Annotated in this window: 23 protein-coding genes; 19 read left to right on the top strand and 4 right to left on the bottom strand. The window is 43.6% G+C overall.

Features of this window, described 5'->3' with window-relative positions; genetic code table 11:
- Positions 1–50: 50 nt before the first annotated feature.
- On the bottom strand, positions 51–563 hold the full coding sequence (gene bilS, locus H9Q77_RS14615; RefSeq protein ID WP_118547539.1) for a flavodoxin family protein BilS: 513 nt from the start codon (positions 561–563) through the stop codon (positions 51–53).
- A 212-nt stretch (positions 564–775) separates the two neighbouring features.
- On the opposite strand from bilS, the gene H9Q77_RS14610 reads away from it, so the two are divergent.
- Positions 776–1,471 (top strand): GGDEF domain-containing protein, encoded by a 696-nt coding sequence (locus H9Q77_RS14610; RefSeq protein WP_249326022.1) that lies wholly within the window; start codon positions 776–778, stop codon positions 1,469–1,471.
- Here the strand turns inward: H9Q77_RS14610 and H9Q77_RS14605 are convergent.
- A complete protein-coding gene (locus H9Q77_RS14605; protein WP_249326021.1) occupies positions 1,433–2,452 on the bottom strand; it encodes a LacI family DNA-binding transcriptional regulator in 1,020 nt (339 codons plus the stop codon). The genes H9Q77_RS14610 and H9Q77_RS14605 overlap by 39 nt on opposite strands.
- Positions 2,453–2,694: 242 nt before the next feature.
- On the opposite strand from H9Q77_RS14605, the gene H9Q77_RS14600 reads away from it, so the two are divergent.
- The 5 genes from H9Q77_RS14600 (at position 2,695) to H9Q77_RS14580 (ending at position 7,911) form a co-directional block, all read left to right on the top strand.
- A complete protein-coding gene (locus tag H9Q77_RS14600; protein WP_249326019.1) occupies positions 2,695–4,026 on the top strand; it encodes an ABC transporter substrate-binding protein in 1,332 nt (443 codons plus the stop codon).
- A gap of 16 nt (positions 4,027–4,042) precedes the next feature.
- Positions 4,043–4,906 carry a carbohydrate ABC transporter permease gene (locus H9Q77_RS14595; RefSeq protein ID WP_249326017.1) on the top strand — a complete coding sequence of 288 codons (864 nt, stop codon included), beginning with the start codon at positions 4,043–4,045 and terminating at the stop codon, positions 4,904–4,906.
- Positions 4,906–5,730, top strand: coding sequence for a carbohydrate ABC transporter permease (locus H9Q77_RS14590; protein WP_249326016.1), 825 nt, complete (start codon positions 4,906–4,908; stop codon positions 5,728–5,730). Before H9Q77_RS14595 ends, H9Q77_RS14590 begins: the two co-directional genes overlap by 1 nt.
- A gap of 96 nt (positions 5,731–5,826) precedes the next feature.
- Positions 5,827–7,506, top strand: coding sequence for a glycoside hydrolase family 13 protein (locus H9Q77_RS14585; protein WP_249326015.1), 1,680 nt, complete (start codon positions 5,827–5,829; stop codon positions 7,504–7,506).
- A 12-nt stretch (positions 7,507–7,518) separates the two neighbouring features.
- A complete protein-coding gene (locus H9Q77_RS14580) occupies positions 7,519–7,911 on the top strand; it encodes a VOC family protein (RefSeq protein ID WP_249326013.1) in 393 nt (130 codons plus the stop codon).
- A 90-nt stretch (positions 7,912–8,001) separates the two neighbouring features.
- Here the strand turns inward: H9Q77_RS14580 and H9Q77_RS14575 are convergent, their stop codons facing one another.
- A complete protein-coding gene (locus tag H9Q77_RS14575; protein WP_249326012.1) occupies positions 8,002–9,006 on the bottom strand; it encodes a LacI family DNA-binding transcriptional regulator in 1,005 nt (334 codons plus the stop codon).
- A 193-nt stretch (positions 9,007–9,199) separates the two neighbouring features.
- Here H9Q77_RS14575 and H9Q77_RS14570 point away from each other — a divergent pair, with 193 nt between their 5' ends.
- The 8 genes from H9Q77_RS14570 to H9Q77_RS14535 all read left to right on the top strand — a co-directional run bounded on the left by H9Q77_RS14570 (position 9,200) and on the right by H9Q77_RS14535 (position 18,617).
- Complete coding sequence (locus H9Q77_RS14570) at positions 9,200–10,147, top strand: sugar phosphate isomerase/epimerase family protein (protein WP_249327171.1); 948 nt, start codon at positions 9,200–9,202, stop codon at positions 10,145–10,147.
- Entirely contained in the window at positions 10,134–11,276 is a 1,143-nt protein-coding gene (locus H9Q77_RS14565) for a Gfo/Idh/MocA family protein (protein WP_249326010.1), read from the top strand. Before H9Q77_RS14570 ends, H9Q77_RS14565 begins: the two co-directional genes overlap by 14 nt.
- Positions 11,277–11,294: 18 nt before the next feature.
- Entirely contained in the window at positions 11,295–12,581 is a 1,287-nt protein-coding gene (locus H9Q77_RS14560) for an ABC transporter substrate-binding protein (protein WP_249326009.1), read from the top strand.
- Positions 12,582–12,655: 74 nt separating this feature from the next.
- Positions 12,656–13,540 carry a carbohydrate ABC transporter permease gene (locus H9Q77_RS14555; RefSeq protein WP_249326007.1) on the top strand — a complete coding sequence of 295 codons (885 nt, stop codon included), beginning with the start codon at positions 12,656–12,658 and terminating at the stop codon, positions 13,538–13,540.
- A 9-nt stretch (positions 13,541–13,549) separates the two neighbouring features.
- Entirely contained in the window at positions 13,550–14,386 is an 837-nt protein-coding gene (locus H9Q77_RS14550; RefSeq protein WP_249326005.1) for a carbohydrate ABC transporter permease, read from the top strand.
- Positions 14,387–14,444: 58 nt separating this feature from the next.
- Complete coding sequence (locus tag H9Q77_RS14545) at positions 14,445–15,815, top strand: hypothetical protein (RefSeq protein WP_249326004.1); 1,371 nt, start codon at positions 14,445–14,447, stop codon at positions 15,813–15,815.
- 74 nt (positions 15,816–15,889) lie between these two features.
- On the top strand, positions 15,890–16,867 hold the full coding sequence (locus H9Q77_RS14540; protein WP_249326003.1) for a carbohydrate kinase family protein: 978 nt from the start codon (positions 15,890–15,892) through the stop codon (positions 16,865–16,867).
- Positions 16,868–16,913: 46 nt separating this feature from the next.
- Positions 16,914–18,617 carry an AAA family ATPase gene (locus tag H9Q77_RS14535; RefSeq protein WP_249326001.1) on the top strand — a complete coding sequence of 568 codons (1,704 nt, stop codon included), beginning with the start codon at positions 16,914–16,916 and terminating at the stop codon, positions 18,615–18,617.
- An 85-nt stretch (positions 18,618–18,702) separates the two neighbouring features.
- Here H9Q77_RS14535 and H9Q77_RS14530 read toward each other — a convergent pair whose 3' ends face one another.
- Positions 18,703–20,166 carry an IS1182 family transposase gene (locus H9Q77_RS14530; RefSeq protein WP_249325999.1) on the bottom strand — a complete coding sequence of 488 codons (1,464 nt, stop codon included), beginning with the start codon at positions 20,164–20,166 and terminating at the stop codon, positions 18,703–18,705.
- Between the two features lie 390 nt (positions 20,167–20,556).
- On the opposite strand from H9Q77_RS14530, the gene H9Q77_RS14525 reads away from it, so the two are divergent.
- The 5 genes from H9Q77_RS14525 to H9Q77_RS14505 are packed head-to-tail and all read left to right on the top strand — an operon-like array spanning position 20,557 to position 24,834.
- Positions 20,557–20,814 carry an HPr family phosphocarrier protein gene (locus H9Q77_RS14525; protein WP_118547543.1) on the top strand — a complete coding sequence of 86 codons (258 nt, stop codon included), beginning with the start codon at positions 20,557–20,559 and terminating at the stop codon, positions 20,812–20,814.
- A 36-nt stretch (positions 20,815–20,850) separates the two neighbouring features.
- Positions 20,851–22,470, top strand: coding sequence for a phosphoenolpyruvate--protein phosphotransferase (gene ptsP / locus H9Q77_RS14520; RefSeq protein ID WP_249325998.1), 1,620 nt, complete (start codon positions 20,851–20,853; stop codon positions 22,468–22,470).
- A 7-nt stretch (positions 22,471–22,477) separates the two neighbouring features.
- Positions 22,478–23,209 (top strand): glucosamine-6-phosphate deaminase, encoded by a 732-nt coding sequence (gene nagB / locus H9Q77_RS14515; RefSeq protein ID WP_117466638.1) that lies wholly within the window; start codon positions 22,478–22,480, stop codon positions 23,207–23,209.
- A 21-nt stretch (positions 23,210–23,230) separates the two neighbouring features.
- Positions 23,231–24,361 (top strand): N-acetylglucosamine-6-phosphate deacetylase, encoded by a 1,131-nt coding sequence (nagA, locus tag H9Q77_RS14510; protein ID WP_118547544.1) that lies wholly within the window; start codon positions 23,231–23,233, stop codon positions 24,359–24,361.
- Positions 24,355–24,834, top strand: a complete 480-nt coding sequence (locus H9Q77_RS14505; protein ID WP_022154621.1) for a PTS sugar transporter subunit IIA — start codon at positions 24,355–24,357, stop codon at positions 24,832–24,834. Before nagA ends, H9Q77_RS14505 begins: the two co-directional genes overlap by 7 nt.
- The last annotated feature ends 4 nt before the right edge of the window (positions 24,835–24,838 follow it).

The following is a 24,838-nucleotide window of genomic DNA, read 5'->3' as shown; positions in this document are numbered from 1 at the left end:
GAGAGTAAGGCAGACTCAGCTATGTGAGGCTGCCTTATTTTATGGTCTTATCAGAAGGATGAGTTCCTAACGGCTTGTCTGAGTCTCTCCAGGTCATCTGCATCAGGGTGAGACAATGCACAGTCAAAATTCTGGATCAATACATCAAGATTTGCTGGATGATCAGGAGCTTCCTTCATTTTCAAGTAGCGTTCCCGGACAGACTGCGGCATTCTGCCCTGACACATATACTCTCCGACGATAACATTGCTTGCGTCAACGAACTGCTTAACCTGATTCAGGATTTTCCGGAAATAGATATCACTGCCACCAAAGCCTGCAGTTCCAAACAGAAAAATCTGTTTGTTCTTTAACTGCGATAATAGCTGTAATGTCTTGGTATCTGCATTTCCCTTGTCTGTCCAAAATCCGATATAGAGCAGTTCGGAAGAAGGGATCACTGTGTCGGACACACCGAAATACTCACATTCATCCTGTGGTAATGCCTCGTGGATCGCATCAGCCAGCACCTTGGTATTACCTGTTAAGCTGCTATAAATGATGGAATATTTTTTATTCTTCATATCATGTTGTCTCCTTTCATAGGATCATGAAATTATCATATCGCATTCCTATTTTAGTTCGGAAAGCATGATTTGTCGAATAAATTTTCCATAAACATTTTACGGGGTAAAATAGATAGTTACTTTTTTCAGCTACGTGTGATAAACTTGTTGATAAGTGGGTAAAAGATCATGGACAGAACTCCGATAAGGGAATAAAAGCGGGGGCTGCCATGATCGCAGTCATGCTGGAGGTGACAGCAGTGTATCGTGTTGTGTCTCTGTCCGGAATCTTTATCGCAACCGGACTGGTGGTCCTGCTGGTCGTTACTCTGATCCAGACAATAGACCGCATCCGCGAGCTGGAGCTGGCCAGGCAGAGAGAGGCAAGGGAAAGTCTGGATTATCTGACAGGCCTTCCCATGCGTCATAAGGGTGAGGCACTGATCCTTGAGAAAATGCAGAAGCAGGGTGGCTGTCTGGGATTTGTGGATATGGATAATCTGAAGAAGATCAATGATGTCTATGGACATAAGGCGGGAGATCGTGCCCTCAGACTGGTAGGAGAGGTGCTCACAGAGTGCATGGAGAACGCCGTGGTCTGCCGGCTGGGAGGAGATGAATTCCTGTTCTATCTGCCGGAGGTATCGGAAGCAGAGATAAACATGCGGGTGAGAAAACTGTTTGACAGCTTTCGTGCGGCAAAAGATGCTGCGGCGGAGACTTCAGCGGCATCCCTGTCCTGCGGCCTGTGCATGTGCAGACAGGGAGACAACTTTGAAGAATATTATATAAAAGCGGACAAAGCATTGTATTATGTCAAACAGAACGGCAAGAATAATTACCGGTTCTATGAGGAGCTGGAGGAACAGCAGCCGGATGCACAGAAATTAGATGGAATCCCGGGCGATCAGCATGACATCCAGTAATACCTCCTTGCCCATGTAGATGGGATTTTGTATGGCAGATAGCAGCTCTGTTACAGCCAGCTCTGCTTTCCGTTCCATGTTCTGATGGATGGTAGTCAGCTTCGGAACGGTAAGGTGGGCGTAATTGATATCATCGAATCCGGCAATCCCCAGGTCTGCGGGGACCCGGATACCTTTGGAGCCTAAGTAACTGATGGCCTCAATGGCAAAATAATCTGAAAGAAAGAAAGCCGCCGTCTTCGTTGGAAAGGGAATCTGACGCAGTAGCTGCTGATAGAAGCTTTCTCTGGTGATCTGGGTCTCACCGATATTGATCAGACGTATCTTTTTCTCTTTGTTTCCGGCAGTCAGTTCCTCAAACATTTCTCTGGCACCGGTCCATCTCGAATAATCCACACCATAATCGTTGGTGGCACATACCAGTATGTTTTCATAACCGCATTGTAACAAATATTCTGACATCAGGGCACCCCCTGTGGAGTCATCCAGACCAATGTTGGTGACGGGAGTATCATCGTGAGAGATTCCGTAAGCATCAATACAGACTACGGGCTTGTGGATCAGGTGCCAGATCTTATTGCAATCGTTGCGGGAGAAGGACAGGGCAATGACTCCATCGATATTCCATGCCATGACAGTACGGAAGACTTCATTGACATCATCTGTGGAGTAAAGCAGCATATAATAACCCAGCAGACGCAGCTTTTCTTCGATAAAGCCGATGATCGTACCGTAAAAGGGATCGGAGATCACGGCATCCTCATAGTTTTTGTGGGTATGGATAACTACAGCCACCATTTTGGAACTGCTGTTATTCAGGACACTCAGTCCCATTTTCTGGACATATCCCATTTCTTTGATCAAGTTCTCGATCAGTTCAATCGTGGCGGGAGAGACCTTTTTCGTATTCCCATGGATCACATTGGATACGGTAGCGGTGCTGACTCCGGCGCGCTCGGCAATATCTTTGATAGTAGTCATAGATAGGTTCCTCCTGTACTCAGACTATCTTAGTTATAACAGAATCCCCAAATATTGTCAAAAATGTACAAAAAAGAGAGGTTTTCATTTGGTTATTAAATAGGTTATGAACATAACCTATTTACATATTTGCGTTCGAGTGATATGTTGAAGATACAGAAGTTATGTACATAACCAAACGAAAACAGGGACAACGTAATGTATGGAAAGCATGCAGGACATGCGAAGGAGGTAAATAGCTTATGAAAAAGAAAGTAGTGGGATGTATCCTTACAGCAATGATGATCACCGGTATGTTCACCGGCTGCGGAAATAGCGAAAGTCAGAGTGGAGATGGTACGAATACCGGTTCGGGAGACCAGGTGGTAGTGGATATCTTCCAGAATAAAAATGAGATCAGCGATGCGCTGCAGGCAGCCATTGAGCAATATGAATCTGAGAACCCGGGGGTGACAATTCATCTGGAAACAGTAGGCGGATCGGATTATGCCTCTTCTCTGAAAGCAAAGATGCTGGGAAACGACCCGGTAGAAATCTTCACACTGGGAGGACCGGATGATATCGCAAGCTACAAAGAATATCTGGAGCCCCTGACTGGAGAAGAATGGGTATCCCATGTGACTGCAGGAGGCTGTGACAATGTGACGGTGGACGGTCAGGTATATGGAATGCCGATCGCGGTGGAAGGCTACGGACTGATCTACAATAAGAAAATCTTCGAGGCAGCAGGCATCGATGCTTCCACACTGACCAGCTATGATGCGATGGATAAGGCTTTTGCAGATCTGCAGAGCCAGATCGATGCGGGTACTCTGGCAGACCAGTTCCCTGTGCTGGAAGCAGTCGAGGAATATGCTGCAAAGGAATCCTGGATCGTAGGCTTACATACCAATAATGTGGCACTGAGTCAGGAATTTGGAAGTGCAGCAAAAGCATTTGAGAGTCAGACGGTGAATTATACTTATGGTGATGCGCTGAAGGATCTGATAGACCTGGAGACCAGATATACCAGCAGCAGGGACGATTTATCTTTGCTGAATTCCGTAGACTATGCGACACAGGTCGGCGGTGGACTTGCTATTGAACGGGTAGCAGTGATCCAGCAGGGCAACTGGATCTCTCCGGAGATTTCCAATGTATCTGAGGATCTGTTGCAGGATCTCGGCATTCTGCCGATCCCTCTGAAGGGTGTGGTTGAGGATTCTATTGCAGTAGGAGTATCCAATTACTGGTGCGTGAACTCCAAGTCCTCAGAGGCAGAGAAGACAGCAGCTAAAGCCTTTCTGAACTGGCTGTATCAGTCTGACGAAGGCAAAAATATTGTGATCAATGAATTGTCTCTGATTCCTGCATTTGATAATTATGATGGCATTGAGATCAGCGATCCTCTGTCTGCGGAAGTGATGAGATATATGAATGCAGGCAAGACCATCCCCTGGGTATTCTCCGGTCAGCCATCCGGTTGGGATAGCAACGTAGCAGCCAATGTACAGGCATATCTGGCAGGCAGCATGACCTGGGAGCAGGTGATCGCACAGAACAAGAGTGATTGGGAAGCTATGAGACAGCAGTAAAACAGGAGATAGGATTATGAGAAGAAAACAGACAGGCTTCTGGTTGTTTATCCTCCCGGCACTTTTCGCCTTTGTACTGGTGGTTCTGGTTCCTGCGGTAAAGGGATTCTACTATTCCTTTACCGACTGGAACGGAATCGGTAAAAATGCCGTATTTGTAGGAATATCAAATTATGGAAAACTATTGAGCGATAGCAGATTCTGGAATTCGTTTCTGTTCACCTTTGTATTTGCACTCTGCTCTGTGATCTGCATTAATGCCGTGGGCTTCGGACTGGCAGTGCTGGTGACCAATAAGATCAAAGGTGCCAACCTGGCGAGAACTGTGTTCTTTATGCCAAACCTGATCGGAGGAATTTTGCTTGGATTTACCTGGCAGTTCATCTTTGTGTCTATTTTCGAAGCAATCGGCAAAAATACAGGAATGACCTGGCTCCAGGGATGGCTGTCCGACCAGAAGACGGGATTTATCGGTATGCTGATCGTACTGACCTGGCAGTTGGCAGGATATATGATGATCATTTATATTGCACAGCTGGAAAGTATTCCGGAATCCTATCTGGAGGCTGCAAAAATTGACGGAGCGACAGCATTTCAGACATTTCTGAAAATCAAGCTGCCACTGGTGGCACCGGCATTTACCATTGGATTGTTCTTATCGATTTCAGATTCTTTCAAAATGTTCGATCAGAACCTGTCTCTGACAGCAGGCGGTCCTGCCAACAGTACGGAAATGATCGCACTGAATATCTATAATACGGCATTCAAGGAATCGAAGCTGGGACAGGCACAGGCAAAAGCAGTGGTGTTCCTGATCGTAGTGGTCGTGATTTCTGTAACACAGTTAATCTTAAGCAAGCGTAAGGAGGTGGAGATGTAATGAAGATGAAAAGCTGGAAAAAGGCAATGCTGATTCTGCTGATGCTGGCATTATCCCTGATCTTTGTGTCTCCGATCCTCCTGCTGTTAAACAGCTCCTTTAAGGAACTGAAGGAAATCTATCTGGATGTGCTGGCACTGCCCTCTCATTTTGGAATAGACAATTACCGGGAAGCGTTTGAAAAACTGGATTTTGTACGATCCTTCCTGAATTCCCTGGTGATCACAGTAGTGTCTACCGCATTGATCATACTGGTATCATCCATGGCAGCCTGGGTACTGGTCCGCTACAACACGAAAGCCAGCAAGGTGATTTTCCTGCTGTTTGCGGCTTCCATGCTGATCCCGTTCCAGTGTGTCATGCTTCCTTTGGTGGACTTCATGAGTGACCTGAATCTTATGAACCGTCCGGGAATCGTGTTTATGTATGTGGGCTTTGGATGCAGTATGTCCATTGTGCTTTATCATGGGTTTATTAAAAATGTACCTCTGGATCTGGAGGAAGCGGCGACATTGGACGGCTGCAGCATGGTAAGACTGTTCTTCGGTATCGTATTTCCTCTGCTAAAAACTATTACAGTGACGGTGGCAATTCTGAATGTTATGTGGATATGGAATGATTTTCTGCTGCCGAATCTGATCATCAATAAGACAGGCTGGCAGACACTGCCACTAAAGACGTACCTGTTCTTCGGACAGTTTACCAAGAGATGGGATCTGGCAACTGCTGGGCTGATCCTGTGCATGATCCCCATCATTATATTCTACATCAGCTGCCAGCGGTATATCGTGAAGGGTGTTACTGACGGTGCGGTCAAGGGGTGATGGCGCGGTATCAATGTCGGGGACAAAAGCCCACGGCATCTAAAAAACGTAACAATATCAGAAAGACAAAAACAACAGGAAAGGTTGGACAATGATATGGATAAAAAATGGTGGAAAGAAAGCGTAGTATATCAGATATATCCCCGCAGCTTCTGCGACAGCAACGGAGACGGCATCGGTGATCTGAGAGGTATCATCTCTAAGCTGGATTATCTGGAAAGCCTGGGTGTGGATGTATTGTGGCTGTGCCCGATCTACAAATCTCCTAATGATGATAATGGCTACGATATCAGTGATTACCGTGATATCATGGATGAATTCGGCACTCTGGCTGATTTCGATGAATTGTTGGAGAAGGCACATGAGCATCATCTCAAGATCATGCTGGATCTGGTGGTGAACCATACCTCTGATGAACACAAATGGTTTATTGAGAGCAGAAGTTCTAAAGACAACCCTTACAGAGACTATTATATCTGGCAGGAAGGGAAAAACGGTAATCCACCCAACAACTGGGATTCCAACTTCAGCGGCTCCGCATGGAAATATGATTCTCGGACGGATATGTATTACCTGCATCTGTTTTCCGAGAAACAGCCGGATCTGAACTGGCGTAATACAAAAGTGCGTGCGGAAGTCTATGATCTGATGAAATGGTGGCTGGATAAGGGGATTGACGGATTCCGGATGGATGTCATCAATATGATCTCCAAGGTGGAGGGATATCCTGATGGCGAACCGATTCCGGGCTCTAAATACGGCAACCGCCTGCCTTATGTGATGAATGGACCTCATGTGCATGAATATTTACAGGAGATGAACCGGGAAGTTCTGTCTAAATACGATGTGATCACCGTGGGTGAGGCTCCCTGTACTTCTGTGGAGGATGCCATCAAATACACCGGCTTTGACAGACAGGAGCTGAATATGGTATTCACCTTTGAGCATATGGATGTGGACAGTGATAACGGTTTAAAATGGACAGACAAAAAGCCGGATCTCGTAGAACTGAAGCGTGTGTTCAGTAAATGGCAGACCGGACTCAATGGAGTGGGCTGGAACAGTCTGTATCTGAACAATCATGATCAGCCGAGAATGGTATCCCGTTTTGGCGATGATGGAAAATACTGGAAGGAATCCGCTAAAATGCTGGCAGTCTGCCTGCATATGATGCAGGGAACCCCCTATGTCTATCAGGGGGAAGAAATCGGTATGAAGAACATGGTATTCCATAATATTGAGGAATGCAATGATATTGAAGCCATTAATGCTTATAAAGAATATACATCCGATGGCAGAATCGCACCAGAGGACATGATGCGTTATATCAATCGTAAGGGCAGAGACAATGCCAGAACTCCTATGCAGTGGAATGCGGAGAAAAATGCCGGATTTACCACCGGCACCCCCTGGCTTAAGACCAACCCCTGTTACACAGAGGTCAATGTGGCAGCCCAGGAGGAGGATCCGGATTCTATCCTGAACTTCTACCGTAAAGTAATCCGTCTGCGCAAGGATTATCCTATTGTGGTATATGGATCCTATGAATTGCTGTATCCTGAGCATGATAAGATCTATGCCTATGAGAGAATTCTGGGACAGGAAAAGCTTTTGATTGTATGTAATTTTGCAGGAGAAGCTATGGATCTGGAAATTCCTGCGGAGTTCGTTGAAAAATCAGCAAAGCTGCTGATATCCAATTACCCGGAGACAAAGATCACAGATACTCTGCATCTGCAGCCCTATGAAGCAAGAGTATACCATATCGAGGGATAAGGGGCATCAGCCATGGACAAATATTTATATAAATTACACATAAAGGGGATCCAGCACATCGGGATCCCCACACAGAAATATCAGGAGACTCTGGATTTCTACCGTTCTCTGGGATTCGAGATCATAAATCAGGAGAACTATCAGGGACACAGGGTGGCTTTCCTGAGAATCCACAACGTGATGCTGGAGGTGTACGAAAGCGAGACTACCGCAGACGCCACAGGCAGCATCGATCATATTGCATTATCTGTGGAGAAGGTGGATCAGCTGTTTCGCAAGATGCAGGGGGTATACCGGCTCCTCAGCACGGAAGTGGAGCAGCTGCCATACTGGAAATCCGGCATCCGCTTTTTCAAGGTGGAAGGACCCAATCATGAAGTGATCGAACTGTGTGAGATACTGTGATGAAATTAAATTTTCAAGATATGAGTATTCTAATTGAAAAAGCAGAGCGCCGTCTGTAAGGACGGTTGCCCTGCTTTTTCAGATTATGTTTTAGGTGGAGGATCGGACGATTAATTCCGTATCCAGCAAAATATGCTGTGGAGGTGTCGAAGGATTTTCGATAAGATTAATCAAAATTTCACAAGCCTGATGACCTAATTGTTTTTTGGGCTGATTAATGGTAGTTAAGGCGGGCACAACCATTTTTGACAGACTGATATTATCAAAGCCTACCACGGCTATATCCTCAGGAACACGTAGACCGTAATTCTGAATTGCTTTGATGGCTGCAGCCCCATATACGTCAGAGACACAGTAGATTGCATCCGGGCGGTCGGCCCCCTTCAACAAAGAAGTGATTACAGAGACGGCAATGTCAAAATCAATTTCTGTAATATGCAGGATCCAATTGTTATTTGCCTGCAGACCGGCCTTGTTCAGGGCGGAGAGAAATCCCTTTTCGCGAAAACGTGCATAGGCATTTGTCAGCTGACTGTTAATCAGGGCAATCCGGGAGCGCCCGATAGATAATAAGTAGTTGACAGCTATTTGCGATGAATAAACATCATCAATGGAGACAAAAGAAACATCAGGCAGATTGCAATGCTCTGAGCACATGACTACTGGGTATTTTAATTTTATTTTGTTTAACTGTTCCGTATCTAAAACATTATGTACTAATAATAAACCGCAAAAATTGTTCTGATCAATAATTTTTTCGTATTCATATAAAGAAAAGCGTAAATCAGAAGCTGCGTAAAAAAAAGTTCGATAGCCGCGTGCCATAGCTGCATTTTGGATACCTTCAATAACATCAGCATTAAATGGATTTTGAAAGTTAGGAAGGCAGACTAATATGGATCGTGAGTCTGCGGGGGCTTTAATACCACAGTAAGTACTGGGATTCAGTCCTAATTCTGCCATTGCCTGAAGAACTTTTTGCTTTGTTTCGGCTTTGATGTTTCCGGCCTGGTTGATGACGCGTGATACGGTTGCAATCGATACGTTGGCTCTTGCTGCAATTTCTGAAATTGTTACATCCTTGGAAATAGCCATATTCCCCTCCTACATGAAAAATTTTCATAATACTTAGTAAAAGTGCACTAAAATCGAAAAAGCAATATATCGCTTGTTATGAAAATTATATAGGGTATTGAAAAATAAGTCAATGATTTGTATAATAAAAATGTAAAAAATAATGAAAAATGTAAAATGCATGAAAATAAATAGGAAAAGGAAGGGAAGCTTATTGAAACAGGGATTTATTACATCGGTGATGGCAGATTATTCATTTGAGCAGGTGGTGGATTTCGCATCAGAAAATGGTTTTGAGTGTCTGGAGGTTGCATGCTGGCCCAAAGGAAAAGCGGAACGTAAATATGCAGGTGTAACGCATATTGATGTATCCACACTCGATTCTTTCAAAGCAGAAGAGATATTGAGATATTGCAAGGATAGAAATGTTACAATTTCGGCCTTGGCTTATTATCCGAATGTTCTGGATGAAGATGACGAATGCCGGAAGAAAAGTATTGATCATTTGATGCAGGTAATTGATGCATCATCGGAATTGAAGGTTAACATGGTTACTACCTTTATTGGAAGAAATCAGAACTTAAATGTTTCAGATAACCTGGCATTGGCAGAAAAAATATGGAAGCCGATTTTAAACTATGCGGAAAATAGGGGCGTGAAAATAGCTATTGAAAATTGCCCGATGCTATTTACTGAGGATGAATGGCCGGGAGGAAAGAACCTGGCAATATCACCGGCTATCTGGAGAGAACTGTTTAAGCGTTTTCCGAGTGATATGCTTGGATTGAATTTTGATCCTTCCCATTTCATCTGGCAAGAGATGGATTATATCAAGCCATTATATGAATTTAAGGATAAAATATTTCATGTTCACTATAAAGATATCAAAGTGAATAAAGATGCCAGAAATGAAGTCGGAATATTAGCAACGCCACTTTCGTATATGCTTCCCTGCATACCGGGGCACGGCGATGTGGATTGGGCAGAATATATAAGAGCCCTTTTAGAGATAGGCTATAAAGGAGCTGCATGTATTGAGATTGAAGATAAATCTTTTGAGAATGATAAGGAGAGCATTGAAAATTCATTAAAGATCAGCCGGCAATACTTGAAACAATTCATTAACTTTCCGGAGAAGGGAAAAAAGTATGAAAAAGATTAGGGTTGGAGTAATCGGTTTAGGATTTATTGGAAAACAGCATGTAGAGGCACTGAGGAGACTTCCCTATATTGAAATTGTAGCGGGATCCGACAGTAACCTGGGTATGCGTGAATGGTGTGAAAAAAATGGAATTCAAAAATATTATTCTGATTATAAAGAAATGCTGACAAATGAAAAAATGGATGTTGTACATAATTGCACACCAAACAATTTCCATTATGAAGTAAGCTGTGAAATCTTGAAGACAGGATGCCATGTATATAGTGAGAAGCCATTGACAATAAAATCTGTCGAGGGAGAAAGTCTGATAGAACTTGCAGACAAAAAGGGACTAAAGACAGCTGTTAATTTTAACTACAGAAATAATTTGATGGTACAGGAAATACAACAAAGAATTCAAAATGGACGAATGGGTATGATCAGCCATATTCAGGTAGAATACCTGCAGGACTGGCTGTTATATGACACGGATTTTGACTGGAGAGTCCAGAAGGATAAAGGAGGTGAATCCAGGGCAGTGGCAGATATCGGCTCTCATTGCTTTGATACGATCCAGTTTATTACAGGAGAGAAGATTGTGTCCGTATATGCGATGTTCCATAAGCAGTATCAGAAGCGATATATGACAAAGCAGGCAGATACGTTTTCTCTACGACCGATGGACAGTGATAGTAAAGGAGAACCGGTATCGGTTGAAAATGAAGATGCAGCCATTATTCTATTCAGATTGGAAGGAGGGATGGTAGGAAACATAAACGTCACACAGGTATGCGCCGGAAAAAAGAATAATCTAAAAATCTTAATCAGTGGAACAAAGGAAGCCTATGAATGGCAGCAGGAAACACCGGCAAATTTGTGGATAGGCCACAAGGATTCCGGGAATGAGATTATTTATGCAGGTAAAAATAATTTATCTGAAAAAATCAGATGCTTTGCAGATCTGCCGGATGGACATTCGGTAGGATGGAAGGATGCCTTTGAGAAAGGCTTTGAGATTTTCTACGGAAGCATATTAAATGAAACTGAGGCTGTTTATGAGAGTCCGGATTTTGCGGAAGGATGGTATGTTACTAAAATTGTTGAAGCCTGTTTGAAAAGTAATCAGACAGGTCAGTGGCAAAACGTTTAATTTAGGGAGGATAAGAAAATGAAGAAAAAAATTGTAAGTATGTTAATGTGCCTTGCTATGACTGTTGGAGTGCTGAGCGGGTGCGGAAATGCTTCTGAGCCTGCTGAAAGCACAGCTGGATCAGCAACAGTCGGATCAGTGACAACCAGCAGTAGTGAGACAACCGGAGATAATAAGTTGACCATGTTTTTAGATGATGCTGCGACGCAAAGCAATTTCCAGGATTATCTGGATGCGGCAGAAAAAGCAACCGGACTTGATATTGAAGTTATTGCCATGCCTACAAATACCGCAGATAGAACAGCTAAATTCATGACAATTTTATCATCGGGAGATGATACGATCGATGTAATTTCGGCTGATCAGGAAATGCTGCTTCCGGTTGTTAACGCAGGATATCTGGAGCCTTTGGATGATGTGCTCACTGATGAAGTTAAAGCGGCATATCCGGAATCCTTTATCCAAATGAGTGACGGAAAAGGTGTTCCTATGTTTATGGAAATCTTTTGTTTCTGGCTCAACAGCAAATATGTAAAAGAAGCAGGCATGGATTCCATTCAGACCAAGGACGAGTTTGTGGAATTTCTTGAAAAAGTATCCAAGGACAATGTGTATGGATATGGCGGAGGATGGGAACAGACATATGTCTGGAATGATATCGGTGAATTTATTAATTTATTTGGTGGTGATTTATATGACTGGTCTAATCCACAGACTCAGGAGGCAGTGAAGTTTTTAAAAGAAATGGTAAATAACGGCTGGACCGCCAAGTCACAGATTGCAGATCAGTATACGGAATTAAACCAGAGAATTATGGATGGTAGCGTTGCATCCATGTTGAATTATTCCAGCTTTATGCCTACTTATGATAAGGCGGGAAGATATGGAAAAGATGATATTTATATTGCACCAATGTTAAATCTTGGAGAGGAGAAGACTTATGCAAATGGATGGCAGTACGTTTTAAATGCTGCATCAACACGTAAGGAAAATGCAAAAATCTTCTTGAAATGGGCCGCTAGTCTGGAAGGACAGAAAGTATATGCTGAAACATTTTCCAGAATCCCGGCAAGAACGGATGTCGTGGAAGATCCGGAGTTCTCTGTGCCCGGTATTGAAGAGCTAAAGCCGTATCTGGAAAATACTACACTGGTAGTACGTCCGTTACCTGCAAATTCATCTGAGTATATTAACGAGATGGGTGCGGAATTTCAAAAATATGTCAGCGATGAGATCAGCTTTGATGATTATATTTCAAAGATGCAGGAATGCATGAAGACTTATTTCCCTGATGAAGTGAAGTAGAAAAATCTGGAAGGAAGCTGTAAGACTGCAGTTTTGATTTTACAGCTTCCACATATTCATAGCAAAGTGAGGTAATGCAAGTGGCTAAAGTCAGTAAGAAAAGATGGCTTCCATGGATTATGATTTTACCGGTAATACTGATAAGAGGCATAACAACAGTTTATCCGGTGTTTATGACCTTTATTAACAGTTTTAGAAATTTAAATGTGATCCAAGGTGGAAAAGGTGAATTCATTGGTTTGCAAAATTATGCGAGAATGCTCTCGGATGAAAAAATTGCCACTTCATTAGGCTTCACTTTAATCTTCACAATGGTATCAATGATTTTTCATATTATTTTGGGAATTGTATTGGCTTTAATCCTGAATATGAAATTTAAAGGTAAAAAATTTCTTCGTACAATTGTGCTGATTCCATGGGCAATGCCAATGATTGTTGCCGGAAGAGCTGCCCGCTGGGGATTTAATGGACAGTATGGGTTTGTGAATGATCTGATTGGAAGATTTGTGGAAAATTTCCATTATGACTGGCTGATAGATGTGGATTCTGCCAGAATAGCTGTTATCATCGTTGATCTATGGAAAGATATCCCATATTTTGCAATCTTAGTTCTGGCAGCACTACAATACATTTCGGGGGATATCTATGAAGCGGCCAAGATTGATGGAGCTAATGCCGTCCGGGCTTTTTTCAGTATTACATTGCCTAATATTGCAAAAACGGTTTTATCAATTTCAATTTTTTTCACAATGTGGAGAGTGACAAATTTTGAACTTGTATATGCAATGACATCAGGAGGTCCACATGATGGAACGGCAGTTTTAGCATATAAGATTTTAATAGAGGCATTTAATAATTTGAATCTCGGTTATGCATCGGCAATTGCGGTTGTATTGTTTGTCATCATGTTAATATTGAGTGGTCTCAATGTAGCCGTTTCAAAAAAATATCTGAAGTAGGTGAACAGTATGAAAACTAGAAAAAAGATTGCATTTAAGATATTTCAATGGCTGATAACAGCTATGGTGGCGTTGATTATACTTATTCCTATATATTGGATATTTATATCCTCAATTAAACCCAATGAGGATTTATTTACAATCCCTATTGAATGGATTCCTAAACATTTTACCTTGAAGAGCTATAAAACACTTATTGATCAGGTAGGAATCATTCAACAGATTGGTTGTACAATGCTGATAACTATACCGACATTGATTGTATCAACAATAATATGTGTATTAGCAGCATTTGCGTTTGAAAGATTTTCTACACCAAAGCTATCTCTGGCATATGGAATGATTGTATTTTCGGCATTGATCCCTGCAATAGTTACAGCGAGACCGTTATATGATTTCTTCAAGAAATTAAAGCTAGTGGATACTTATCCTGGACTGATCATTCTATATACCAGCGCTTTGATTCCGTTTTCCATTCTCATATTGAGAAATTATTTGAGCGGAATACCGGTTGATATAGAGGAGGCAGCAGAAATAGATGGAGCAGATCTCGGACAGAAAATATTTTATGTTATTATTCCCTTGTTGAAACCGGCAATTGCTACGATATGCATCATCAATTTTATAAATTGTTTAAATGAATTTTTCATTCCGCTCTTCTTTTCGCAGAAGATCAGTGTTTTAACAGTGGGCATTTCAACATTGCCAAGAGCAAATGCATATGATGTACCATGGGATTTGTTAAGCGCAATGGGTTGTGTTATTTTATTGCCTATTATAGTATTTGTCATGATTTTTGAAGAAAAAATCATGGATGGAATTATGGCAGGAGGAGTCAAATCATAAGTTATGGGTATTATGAAATTGAAATGCCGTAAATCTATTATCATGGAGGAAATAAGATATGTACAAAATAGATATGAAAAAAATCAGAGAAGAAAAAGATATTTTACAATGTGCTAAGGATATGAAAGAGGCAGCAAAAAATCCGCTTGTTCCCGGAGCCAGAATTATTCGTGGTGCAGATGCGGTATCGGTATATGTCAATGAATCAGCATGCAGACAGTGGTTTTATCCATTATCTGAGGTCAATGACCTGGGAATGTTCACTTATATTGAAAAAGAAGCAAAGACAGATAATGACAGAGCATGGACAATCCAATATCATCCGGATGTAAATTTATATTATTACATTCTGGAGGGAAGTGGAAAAGTAATCTTTGGAGATGATAATAAAAGCTTTGAAACTGAAGTATATGATTTCACCGAGCAGGAAGTGGTAATCATTCCCAGAGAAGTGCCTTACTATATGGAGGGAGAATGGAAAGCAATCTGTTTCCATGCCAGGACGGGAGTGTTTGGAACGGTAGCCGGAACGAATCGTTACCCTCATCCGGTGGTTACTGTAAATAAACCTTCCAGACCAACGGAAGCTGAAAGTAATAATCAGAAAGAACCGGGAAATTATACCTGTTATGATCAGACAATGACGCGGCAACTGGATTTTGGAAATGTGTCGGGCAAAAGATCAGAATACATTAACCTTGAGAATGTCAGGAGCGATTATACAGAGAAAAGCGGAACTTATGATATTAATGATCTGTATGCTGAAGTAACACCTATAGATGAGCAGACACATATCATCAGCAATATAAAAGAGGCAAAAAAGAATGCCACAGTATTGGGAGCAAGAGTGCTGAAACGTAAAGATGCACCACCTGTTTATAATGCAAATGCAGGACTTAGGCAATCCAGTTATCCATTGACATGGACAGACGATATTGCTATCTGTAATCTGGCAGAAAAATTAGCATCCTCAGATGAAGAGAGACCGTTCGATTCTCATTCACATCCGGATATAGAAGAGTATAAATTCATCTTATCCGGGTCGGGCAGTGTTACTATTGGTGTAGGTGATGAAACCTGTGAGGAAGAATACTATGAATTTAAGGCAGGGGATCTGGTTATTCTGCCGAGAGGACTTGCACATGTTGATGCAGGTGGTTATTCGGCTTTGTATTTCCATGCAAAACAGAGTGTCTTCGGAAAGACCCCGGGAGACAGTCTGTATCCCCACATTGCGTATGTATATACGAGACCGCACAGACCTACAAAGGAAGAGGAAGAAGCATTGAATGATCCCGGAACGTTTATTAAAATGAACTCAAGGGAAACATATAATGTTTATTGCCCGAATCCTATTGAACGCATAGAGAAGAATCCTACCGATATGACACATTTAAGACCGGATTTGTTCCCTGAAACAGAAGCCTGACAATATGAAGTGTCTGAAATTTAAGCTTAAATTTCAGACACTTCTTGATGCTTAATTAAGAGGAGACCATAGTTATGAAGAAAGATCTGGATGTAGCAGCACTTGGAGAAGTATTAATTGATTTTACTACGGCAGGGACTTCCGGACAGAATCATATGCTGTTCGAAGCCAATCCGGGAGGGGCACCCTGCAATGTGCTGGCTATGTTAAGAAAACTGGATAAACACGTTGCATTTATCGGCAAAGTCGGGAAAGATATGTTTGGGGATTTCCTGGAAAATACGATCCGGAGCAAAGGAATATTAACTGACGGATTGGTGAAGGATAACTGTATCCCTACAACGCTTGCCTTTGTACATACAGCAGCAGATGGAGAGAGGGAATTCTCCTTTTATCGTAATCCCGGTGCTGACATGATGCTTGGAAAAGAAGAAGTGGACGGAGAACTGATAAAAAGGTCCAGAATTTTCCATTATGGTTCCTTGTCCATGACTCATGATAAAAATTATGAAGCAACACAGTATGCCATTCAGGTGGCAAAAGACAATGGCTGCCTGATCTCCTTTGATCCCAATCTGCGGCTTTCCTTGTGGAAGACACCGGAAGAAGCCAGAAAAAGAATCCTGTATGGGATGAAGCAATGTGATATCATGAAGATATCGGAAGAGGAAGTTGCCTTTGTATCGGAACAGGAAAGCCTGGAGAAAGGTGTTTCCTTTATCCGGGACAACTCTGACATAAAAATACTGTTTGTTACATTGGGGAATAAAGGCAGTATAGCATATTATAAGGATGAGAAAATATATTGCGGGGGGATCCATCAGGAGCATGTCGTTGATACGACGGGAGCCGGAGATACCTTCTGTGGGGCAGTCTTAAGCCGGATTCTGGAATTAGGGACAGATGCCCTGACAGAGAAGGATATCCGTGAGATGCTTTTATTTGCAAATGCTGCCGCGTCTATCGTTGTTACCAGAAAAGGTGCGTTATGTTCTATGCCGGAGTTGGAGGAGATCCGGGCTGCTACTTCCTTAATTGACAAAGTCCTGTAAAATAGGTAAGCTATATTTGTAAAATGATACGTGGAGGTATCGCATTATGGCTGAAATGAATCCAGGACAAATACAGGAGTGTGAACAGAAGCTTCCGCTGCCTATCGGTGTGTCTAATTATAGTCTTGCAGCTTCAGAGTACTATTACATCGACAAGACGATGATGATAAAAGACTTTATTGATGAACGCCCCATGGTAACACTATTCACCCGTCCCCGGCGTTTTGGCAAGACACTCAATATGGATATGCTGCGCACTTATTTTGAAAGAAGTGATAAAGATACTTCTGTGTATTTCCGGGATAAAAAAATATGGTCCTGCGGACAAAAGTATAGAGATTACCAGGGCAGATATCCGGTGATCTTTCTGACTTTCAAGGATGTGAAGTTTGACACATGGGAAGAGACATTTGCGGCACTTCGTGACATTTTTGCAAAAGAGGCACAGCGGCACAAAGAGTTACAGAGCAGTGAAAAATGTGACGGATACAGCAGAAAAGTCTATGAAAGGCTGGTCAACGGCAGCGCAACAGAAGTGGAATTATCTTCGGCACTCCTTGATCTGTCTGCAATGCTTCACAGCCATTATGATGTTGCGCCGGTTATCATCATTGATGAGTATGATACTCCCATTCAACAAGGGCACAGTGAGGACTATTACGATAAGATTATCCGGTTTATGCGGAATCTTTTTTCCGGAGGTTTTAAGGACAACAGTCATCTGTCATTTGGGTTCCTCACCGGCATTTTGCGGGTAGCCAAAGAGAGTATTTTTAGTGGAATGAACAACCTGTCTATTAATTCTGTGCTGGACAACAAATACAGCGCTTACTTCGGGTTTACGGCAGACGAGGTCCGGGAGATGGCAGCATATTACGGTGCGGCTGATAAATACGACGAAATATGTCAGTGGTATGATGGCTATCTCTTCGGAAAGACAGAAATTTTCAATCCCTGGTCGGTGGTCAGTTATTTCAGCAACAAATGTGAACCGAGACCCTTCTGGGTATCTACGGGAAGTAACGATGTCATTGGTGAAGTACTTGCAGTTGCAGATAATGAGATATATGACCGACTTACTTCTCTGGTCAATGGTGAAACGTTTACCACATTTATTGACACGGATGTGATCTATCCACAGATCAAAAGCAATCCTTCGACTATTTATAGCTTTCTGCTTATGACAGGATATTTAAAAGTGTTGAATACATCCCTTTCTTTCAATGGGGATTTTCTATGTGAGGTTGCATTGCCAAACCGTGAGATTTCTCTGGTATATAACAAAGAAATTCTACAACGTATGGAAAATATGATTCCACAGGCCACAGCTATTTCGATTCAGGAGGCCGCTTTTTCAGGTGATCATAAACGACTGAAATCGCAGCTTCAAATGATGCTGACGCAGTCAGTGAGTTTTTTCGATACTGTCGGAGAGAATTTTTATCATGGGTTTATGCTTGGACTGTGCGCATTGATGAGTGGAACTTTTGTGACTTCTAACAGGGAATCCGGTGATGACCGGTATGATATTCAGTTAAAACCTATCCGCAAGGGGTTGCCGGGTATATTGATTGAACTGAAAGCCGGGAAAAACTGCAGTGATGAAGAATTGAAAAATATGTCTGAGGCCGCATTGAAGCAGATTACGGATAAAAAATATGACACAGAGATGAAGAATGCCGGGATTCAGACAATCTATAAGTATGGAGTCGCCTTCAGTGGGAAAAACGTGGAAGTAGCGGTTGAATAGGAAACGGATCTAATATGGCATATCAATATGAGAAGGCACATCAGCTTGGCTGATGTGCCTCAGACTGTAGACAAAACGCTTTTGGTCAGCACTCCAGAAGCGTTTTTCTTGTTTTCGGTTCAAAAAGTGTGTACTTGATCAATAATAAACACTTTTGGGCTCCCCTTTTTCCCTTCCTGGCTATCATCTTTGCCAGTTTTTTCAGATTCATGCAGGCAAACGTAAGCCCGACTTTCATTTCCATCCGGGCTTTTCCTATCATCTGTGTATAGCGGAATCCGTGGTTTTCTTTTGCTGTTCCGAAGAGGCGCTCTATGGTCTCTTTCCGTTGCGCATACATTTCCTTCATCCCAATCGTATGCCGGATATCCTCACACTTTTCCATGTACGGCTCCCAGATATGCCGGGTCACTACCTTCACATGATCCCTGCTTTCTGTGCACTGCTTCAGATATGGACATCCTTCACAGATCATTCCGCAGCTCTTGTATTCCCGGTATCCGGAACGGTTCGTCGTATGATAAGCCAGCACCTGATCATTCGGGCATACATAGCAGTCAAAATATTCATCATACACATACTCGGCTTTTTTGAAAAAACCATCTTGGGTCATGGGGCGTTTATACGGTAGAAGCGGTGTGATACCATCATCCAGAAGTAACTTTGCTATCGCTGGTGTTTTGTATCCTGCATCGGCTACCAGTGTCTGAATGCCAATGTCTTTTATCTTATCATACAGGGATTTAAATGTCCGGCTGTCATGCTGGTTGCCGGGATTTACACTATAACCCAGAATCCATCCGTTTTTGTCACAGGCTGTCTGCACGGAATACGCAAAAACATTTTTATGTTCACCCTTTCGGAACCATCCGCTTTCCGGATCCGTTGTACTTTCCTTGACCGTTTTTTCTTCTTTTCCATCAGAGCTGCCACCACAGGAGGGGGGATCTTTGGGATCTTCCTTCTTTTCTTTCAGAGGCTTTTTCCCATGCGCTTCCCTGTCTTCATTGATTTCCTTCTTTAACTGCTCTTCGAAGAACAGTGCTTCCTCATCTGCAATCCGTTTCCGCATCTTTTTGCTGTTTGCCCGTGCTTTTACATGGGTGGCATCCACGAAGACCTCGGAAGGATCGATCAGTCTGTATTTATAGCATTCCTGCAGGATACGGGAAAAGATCTGTTCAAAAAGATCAGTATCCTTAAAGCGTCTGGTATAATTCTTTCCAAACGTAGAGAAATGGGGAACCTTGTCCATCATTTCCAGACCGAGGAACCATCGGTATGCGACATTGACTTCGATTTCTTTTACTGTCTGGCGCATACTTCGGATGCCGTACAGATACTGGATGAATGGAATTTTAATGAGCATGACCGGATCCATGCTGGGGCGGCCATTGTCTGCACTGTATTTATCGATCACAAGATCATAGATAAAACTCCAGTCGATTGCCTGGTCAATCAGGCGCAGCAGATGATCCTGCGGAACAAGGTCATCCATGCAGAACATCTGAATCTGTTCTCTTTTCTTATCTGCATTCTGTGTCATCATAGGAAACACCGCCTTTATTTTGATACTTTCATTATACCAAAAAAGTAGTGAAAAGTCCCGTAAATACGGCATTTTCACTACTTCTTATATGCTTGTAAGTACATAATTTTTGCAGTCATGACACAAGAAAAGCTCCCTCACAGGAAGGAGCTTTGTCTACAGTCTGAGGCACATCAGCTTGGCTGATGTGCCTTTTTATATAAAGTTTTTTATAAAAAGTTTACAAAATTTTACGATAATGTTCAAAAATATACAATATATCAAAAGTGATATAGACAAACAATAAAAAGATGGGTAATATGTATATGTAATCAGTCATATGAACGAAAAGTATGTACAATATGCTACATATTTAAAGCAAGAAATATAAAATAAGGAGGAATGTTGCCGATGAAACAGTTCAGCTATATCATTAAGGATGAGATCGGTCTGCATGCACGTCCTGCGGGACTGCTCGCCAAGGAAGCGAAAAAGTATCAGAGTACAGTGACACTTTCCTGTAAGGGGAAATCAGCTACAGCAAGCAAGCTGATGGCGATCATGGGAATGGGCGTGAAGCATGGAGACAACGTGGAAGTCACGATAGAAGGAGCGGATGAAGATACCGCCGCAGCAGAGCTTCAGAAGTTTTTCCGTGAGAACCTCTAGGAGAAGACCTGCACGACAGAGTTTGGAAGGTAGAAAATGGAAAAATATATTGGAAAATCCGTATATAAGGGAACAGCGATCGGACCTGTCAGTGTTTTGAAGAAAAAGGACAGTCTCGTTAAGAGGATCCATATCGACAACACAGCGGAAGAACTGAAACGGCTGGATGCGGCTAAGGAACGTACGATGACGCAGCTGGGGCAGTTATACGAGAAGGCTTTGCAGGAGGTCGGAGAAGTCAATGCAGCCATTTTCGAGGTGCATCAGATGATGCTCGAGGATGACGATTATCAGGATGCCATTCACAGTATGATTCAGAACGAAGAAGTGAATGCAGAGTATGCGGTGGCAGTGACCGGTGATAATTTTGCAGAGATGTTCGCCAACATGGATGATGAATATATGCAGGCCCGCTCTGCGGATGTCAGGGATATCTCCAACCGGCTCGTCCGCAATCTGTCCGGGGAGGAGCAGATTGACTGGAGTACCATGGAGCCGTCGATCATTGTGGCAGATGATCTGACTCCCAGTGAGACGGTACAGATGGATAAGAGTAAGATCCTGGCCTTTGTCACAGTACATGGTTCGACGAATTCCCATACTGCGATCCTGGCACGTATGATGAATATTCCGGCACTGATAGGGGTACCATTGGAACTGGAGAAAATCCATAACGGAACCCGCGCTATTGTGGACGGCAGGGAAGCAGTATTTTACCTGGATCCGGAGGAAGAGCAGATCCGGCAGGCAGAAGCGGCACAGCAGACGGAACAGAGACTAAGAAGCCTGCTGGCAGAATACAAGGGACGTGAATCCGTGACAAAGAGCGGACGCAAGGTCAATGTATATGCAAATATCGGCAGCGTATCGGATGTGGCATATGTACTGGAGAATGATGCGGAGGGTATCGGCCTGTTCCGCAGTGAATTCTTATATCTCGGAAGGGACTCGCTTCCGGATGAGACAGAACAGTTCAATGCTTACCGTCAGGTGCTGCAGATGATGGCAGGGAAAAAGGTCATCATCCGTACCCTTGATATCGGTGCGGACAAAAATGTAGATTACCTCGGACTGGGCAAGGAAGATAATCCTGCCATGGGATACCGTGCGATCCGGATCTGTCTGGAGCAGCCGGAGATCTTCAAGACACAGCTGAGAGCACTTCTCAGGGCGGCAAAATACGGAACATTGGCTATTATGTATCCGATGATCATTTCCGTGGAGGAAGTGCTGGATATTCAGAAAATCGTGGCTGAGGTGGCTAAGGAGCTGGAGGAAGAAAAGCTTCCTTATGTAATTCCGGAACAGGGAATTATGATCGAGACTCCTGCGGCTGTCATGATGAGTGAGGAGCTGGCGGAGCATGTTGATTTCTTCAGTATCGGCACGAATGATCTGACACAGTATACGTTGGCTATCGACAGGCAGAACAACAGATTGGACAGATTCTATAATCCACATCATGAGGCAGTCCTGCGTATGATACAGATGACTGTTGATGGGGCACATAAGCATGGAAAATGGGTCGGCATCTGCGGAGAGCTGGGAGCGGATACGACACTGACCACACGATTTGTACAGATGGGAATTGATGAACTCAGTGTGGCACCGTCCATGGTACTGAATGTCCGTAGTAAAATATGCGAAATGGAGTGAGAGATTCATGAGAATATACAAAGCGAAAGATTATGCAGATATGAGCAGAAAGGCTGCAAATATCGTATCGGCACAGGTTATTATGAAACCAAACTGTGTTCTCGGACTGGCTACGGGATCCACTCCCATCGGCCTGTATAAACAGCTGGTGGAATGGTTCCGCAAGGGAGATCTGGACTTTTCTGAGGTTATGACGGTGAACCTGGATGAATATAAAGGCCTGAGCCGGGAAAACGATCAGAGTTATTACTATTTTATGCACCAGAATCTGTTTGACCATGTGAATATCCCGGTGGAAAATACACATCTGCCAAACGGAATGGAACCGGATTCGGAGAAAGAATGCCGTAGATATACGGAACTGATCCAGTCACTGGGCGGCGTGGACCTGCAGCTTTTGGGAATTGGACATAACGGGCACATCGGCTTCAACGAACCGGGAGAGAGTTTTGACAAGCAGGTACATTGTGTGAACCTGACAGAGTCTACGATCGAAGCCAACAAGAGATTCTTCGCATCGGCGGAGGATGTCCCGAAGCAGGCATACACCATGGGGATCAAGACCATTATGCAGGCGAAGAAAATATTGATCGTAGCCAGCGGCGAAGACAAGGCGGAGATCGTACAGAAAGCTTTCTTCGGCCCCATTACACCGCAGGTGCCGGCATCGGTATTACAGCTTCATAATGATGTGACACTGGTGGCAGACGAAGCAGCGCTTAGTAAGCTTTCTGAATAAGAAAGGGGAAGCTGATAGGTCATGAGAATCAGAAATGCAAATATATATACAGAAGAGCATCGGTTTGTCAGAGGGGATGCAGCCGTGGAGAACGGCAGGTTCGTAAGCTGCACCGGGGATCCGGCAGGTGAGGAAGCTGTTGTGGATGCCAAAGGCATGTATCTGATACCGGGACTGGTGGATATTCATTTCCATGGTTGTAAGGGCGCAGATATGTGTGACGGTACGAAGGAAGCACTGGATGTCATCACATCATATGAAGCATCTGTCGGTGTGACAAGTGTCTGCCCGGCTACCATGACGATCCCTAAGGATGAACTGCTGGAGGTCATGAAAAATGCCGGCAGCTATGAGTATTCCGGTGGATCCCACCTGGTGGGCATCAATATGGAAGGACCCTTTATCAGTCCGGCGAAAAAGGGTGCTCAGGCGGCGGAAAATATCATGCACTGCGATTATGAATATTTCAGTCAGCTGCAGAAAGCGGCGAACGGGCTGATCAAGCTGGTAGATATCGCACCGGAGGAGCCGGGAGCGATGGAATTTATCGACAGAGCCAAAGGAGAAGTGGTCATTTCACTGGCGCATACAGCTTCCGGTTATGATACAGCAAGGGAAGCCATTGAACGTGGAGCATCTCATGCGACACATTTGTATAATGCAATGCCGCCGCTGAACCACAGGGAGCCCGGCGTGATCGGAGCAGTGAGAGATTCAGAGAAATGTCATCCGGAGCTGATCTGTGATGGTGTACACATTCATCCGTCAGTGATCCGTGCAACGTTTGCGATGTTTGGCGCTGACCGCATGATCCTGATCAGTGACAGTATGCGTGCAACGGGACTGGAGGATGGTGAATATACGCTGGGAGGACAGCCGGTTACTGTCAGAGGCAATCTGGCTACCCTGCATGACGGCACGATCGCTGGATCTGCGACGAATCTGATGGATTGTATGCGGTTTGTAGTAAAAACAGTCGGTCTGCCGTTAGAGACGGCAGTGATGTGTGCCACGGAGAATCCGGCAAAGGAGATCGGCATTTTCAATGAAGTGGGCAGTATATCCGTTGGTAAGAGGGCAGATTTCGTACTCCTGGATCAGGAACTGAACATTGCAGCGGTATATATCGACGGAAAGGAGTTCACATGTTAGATTTTTTGAAAGGTAAGCGAAAAGGAAATTGTATCGGATCTCCCTGTAAGGGGAAGGCAGTTGCTCTTACGGAGGTGCCGGATCCTACATTTTCCGAGAAGATACTTGGAGACGGATTTGCAGTGATCCCCTCTGAGGGGAAAATATATGCTCCCGCAGACGGAGAGGTGACCGTGGTATTTGATACGCTCCATGCGATCACCATGACAACGGATCAGGGAGCGGAGCTTCTGATCCACATCGGACTGGACACCGTGACACTCAAGGGAGCCCCCTTCACGGCACATGTTGCTGCCGGAGACCATGTCAAAAAGGGCGATCTTCTGCTGGATGCGGATCTGGAGAAGATTCAGGAAGCCGGACTGCATATCATCACTCCGGTACTGGTCTGCAATACTGATGAATATAACAAGATCAGTATTCTGAAAGAGGGAGAGGTATCTCCCGGCGAGGACGTGCTCCAGATCTCTTAAGAGC

Source organism: Simiaoa sunii, assembly GCF_014337175.1.
Classification (GTDB): domain Bacteria; phylum Bacillota; class Clostridia; order Lachnospirales; family Lachnospiraceae; genus Acetatifactor; species Acetatifactor intestinalis.
This window is presented reverse-complemented; position numbering and strand designations above follow the sequence as displayed.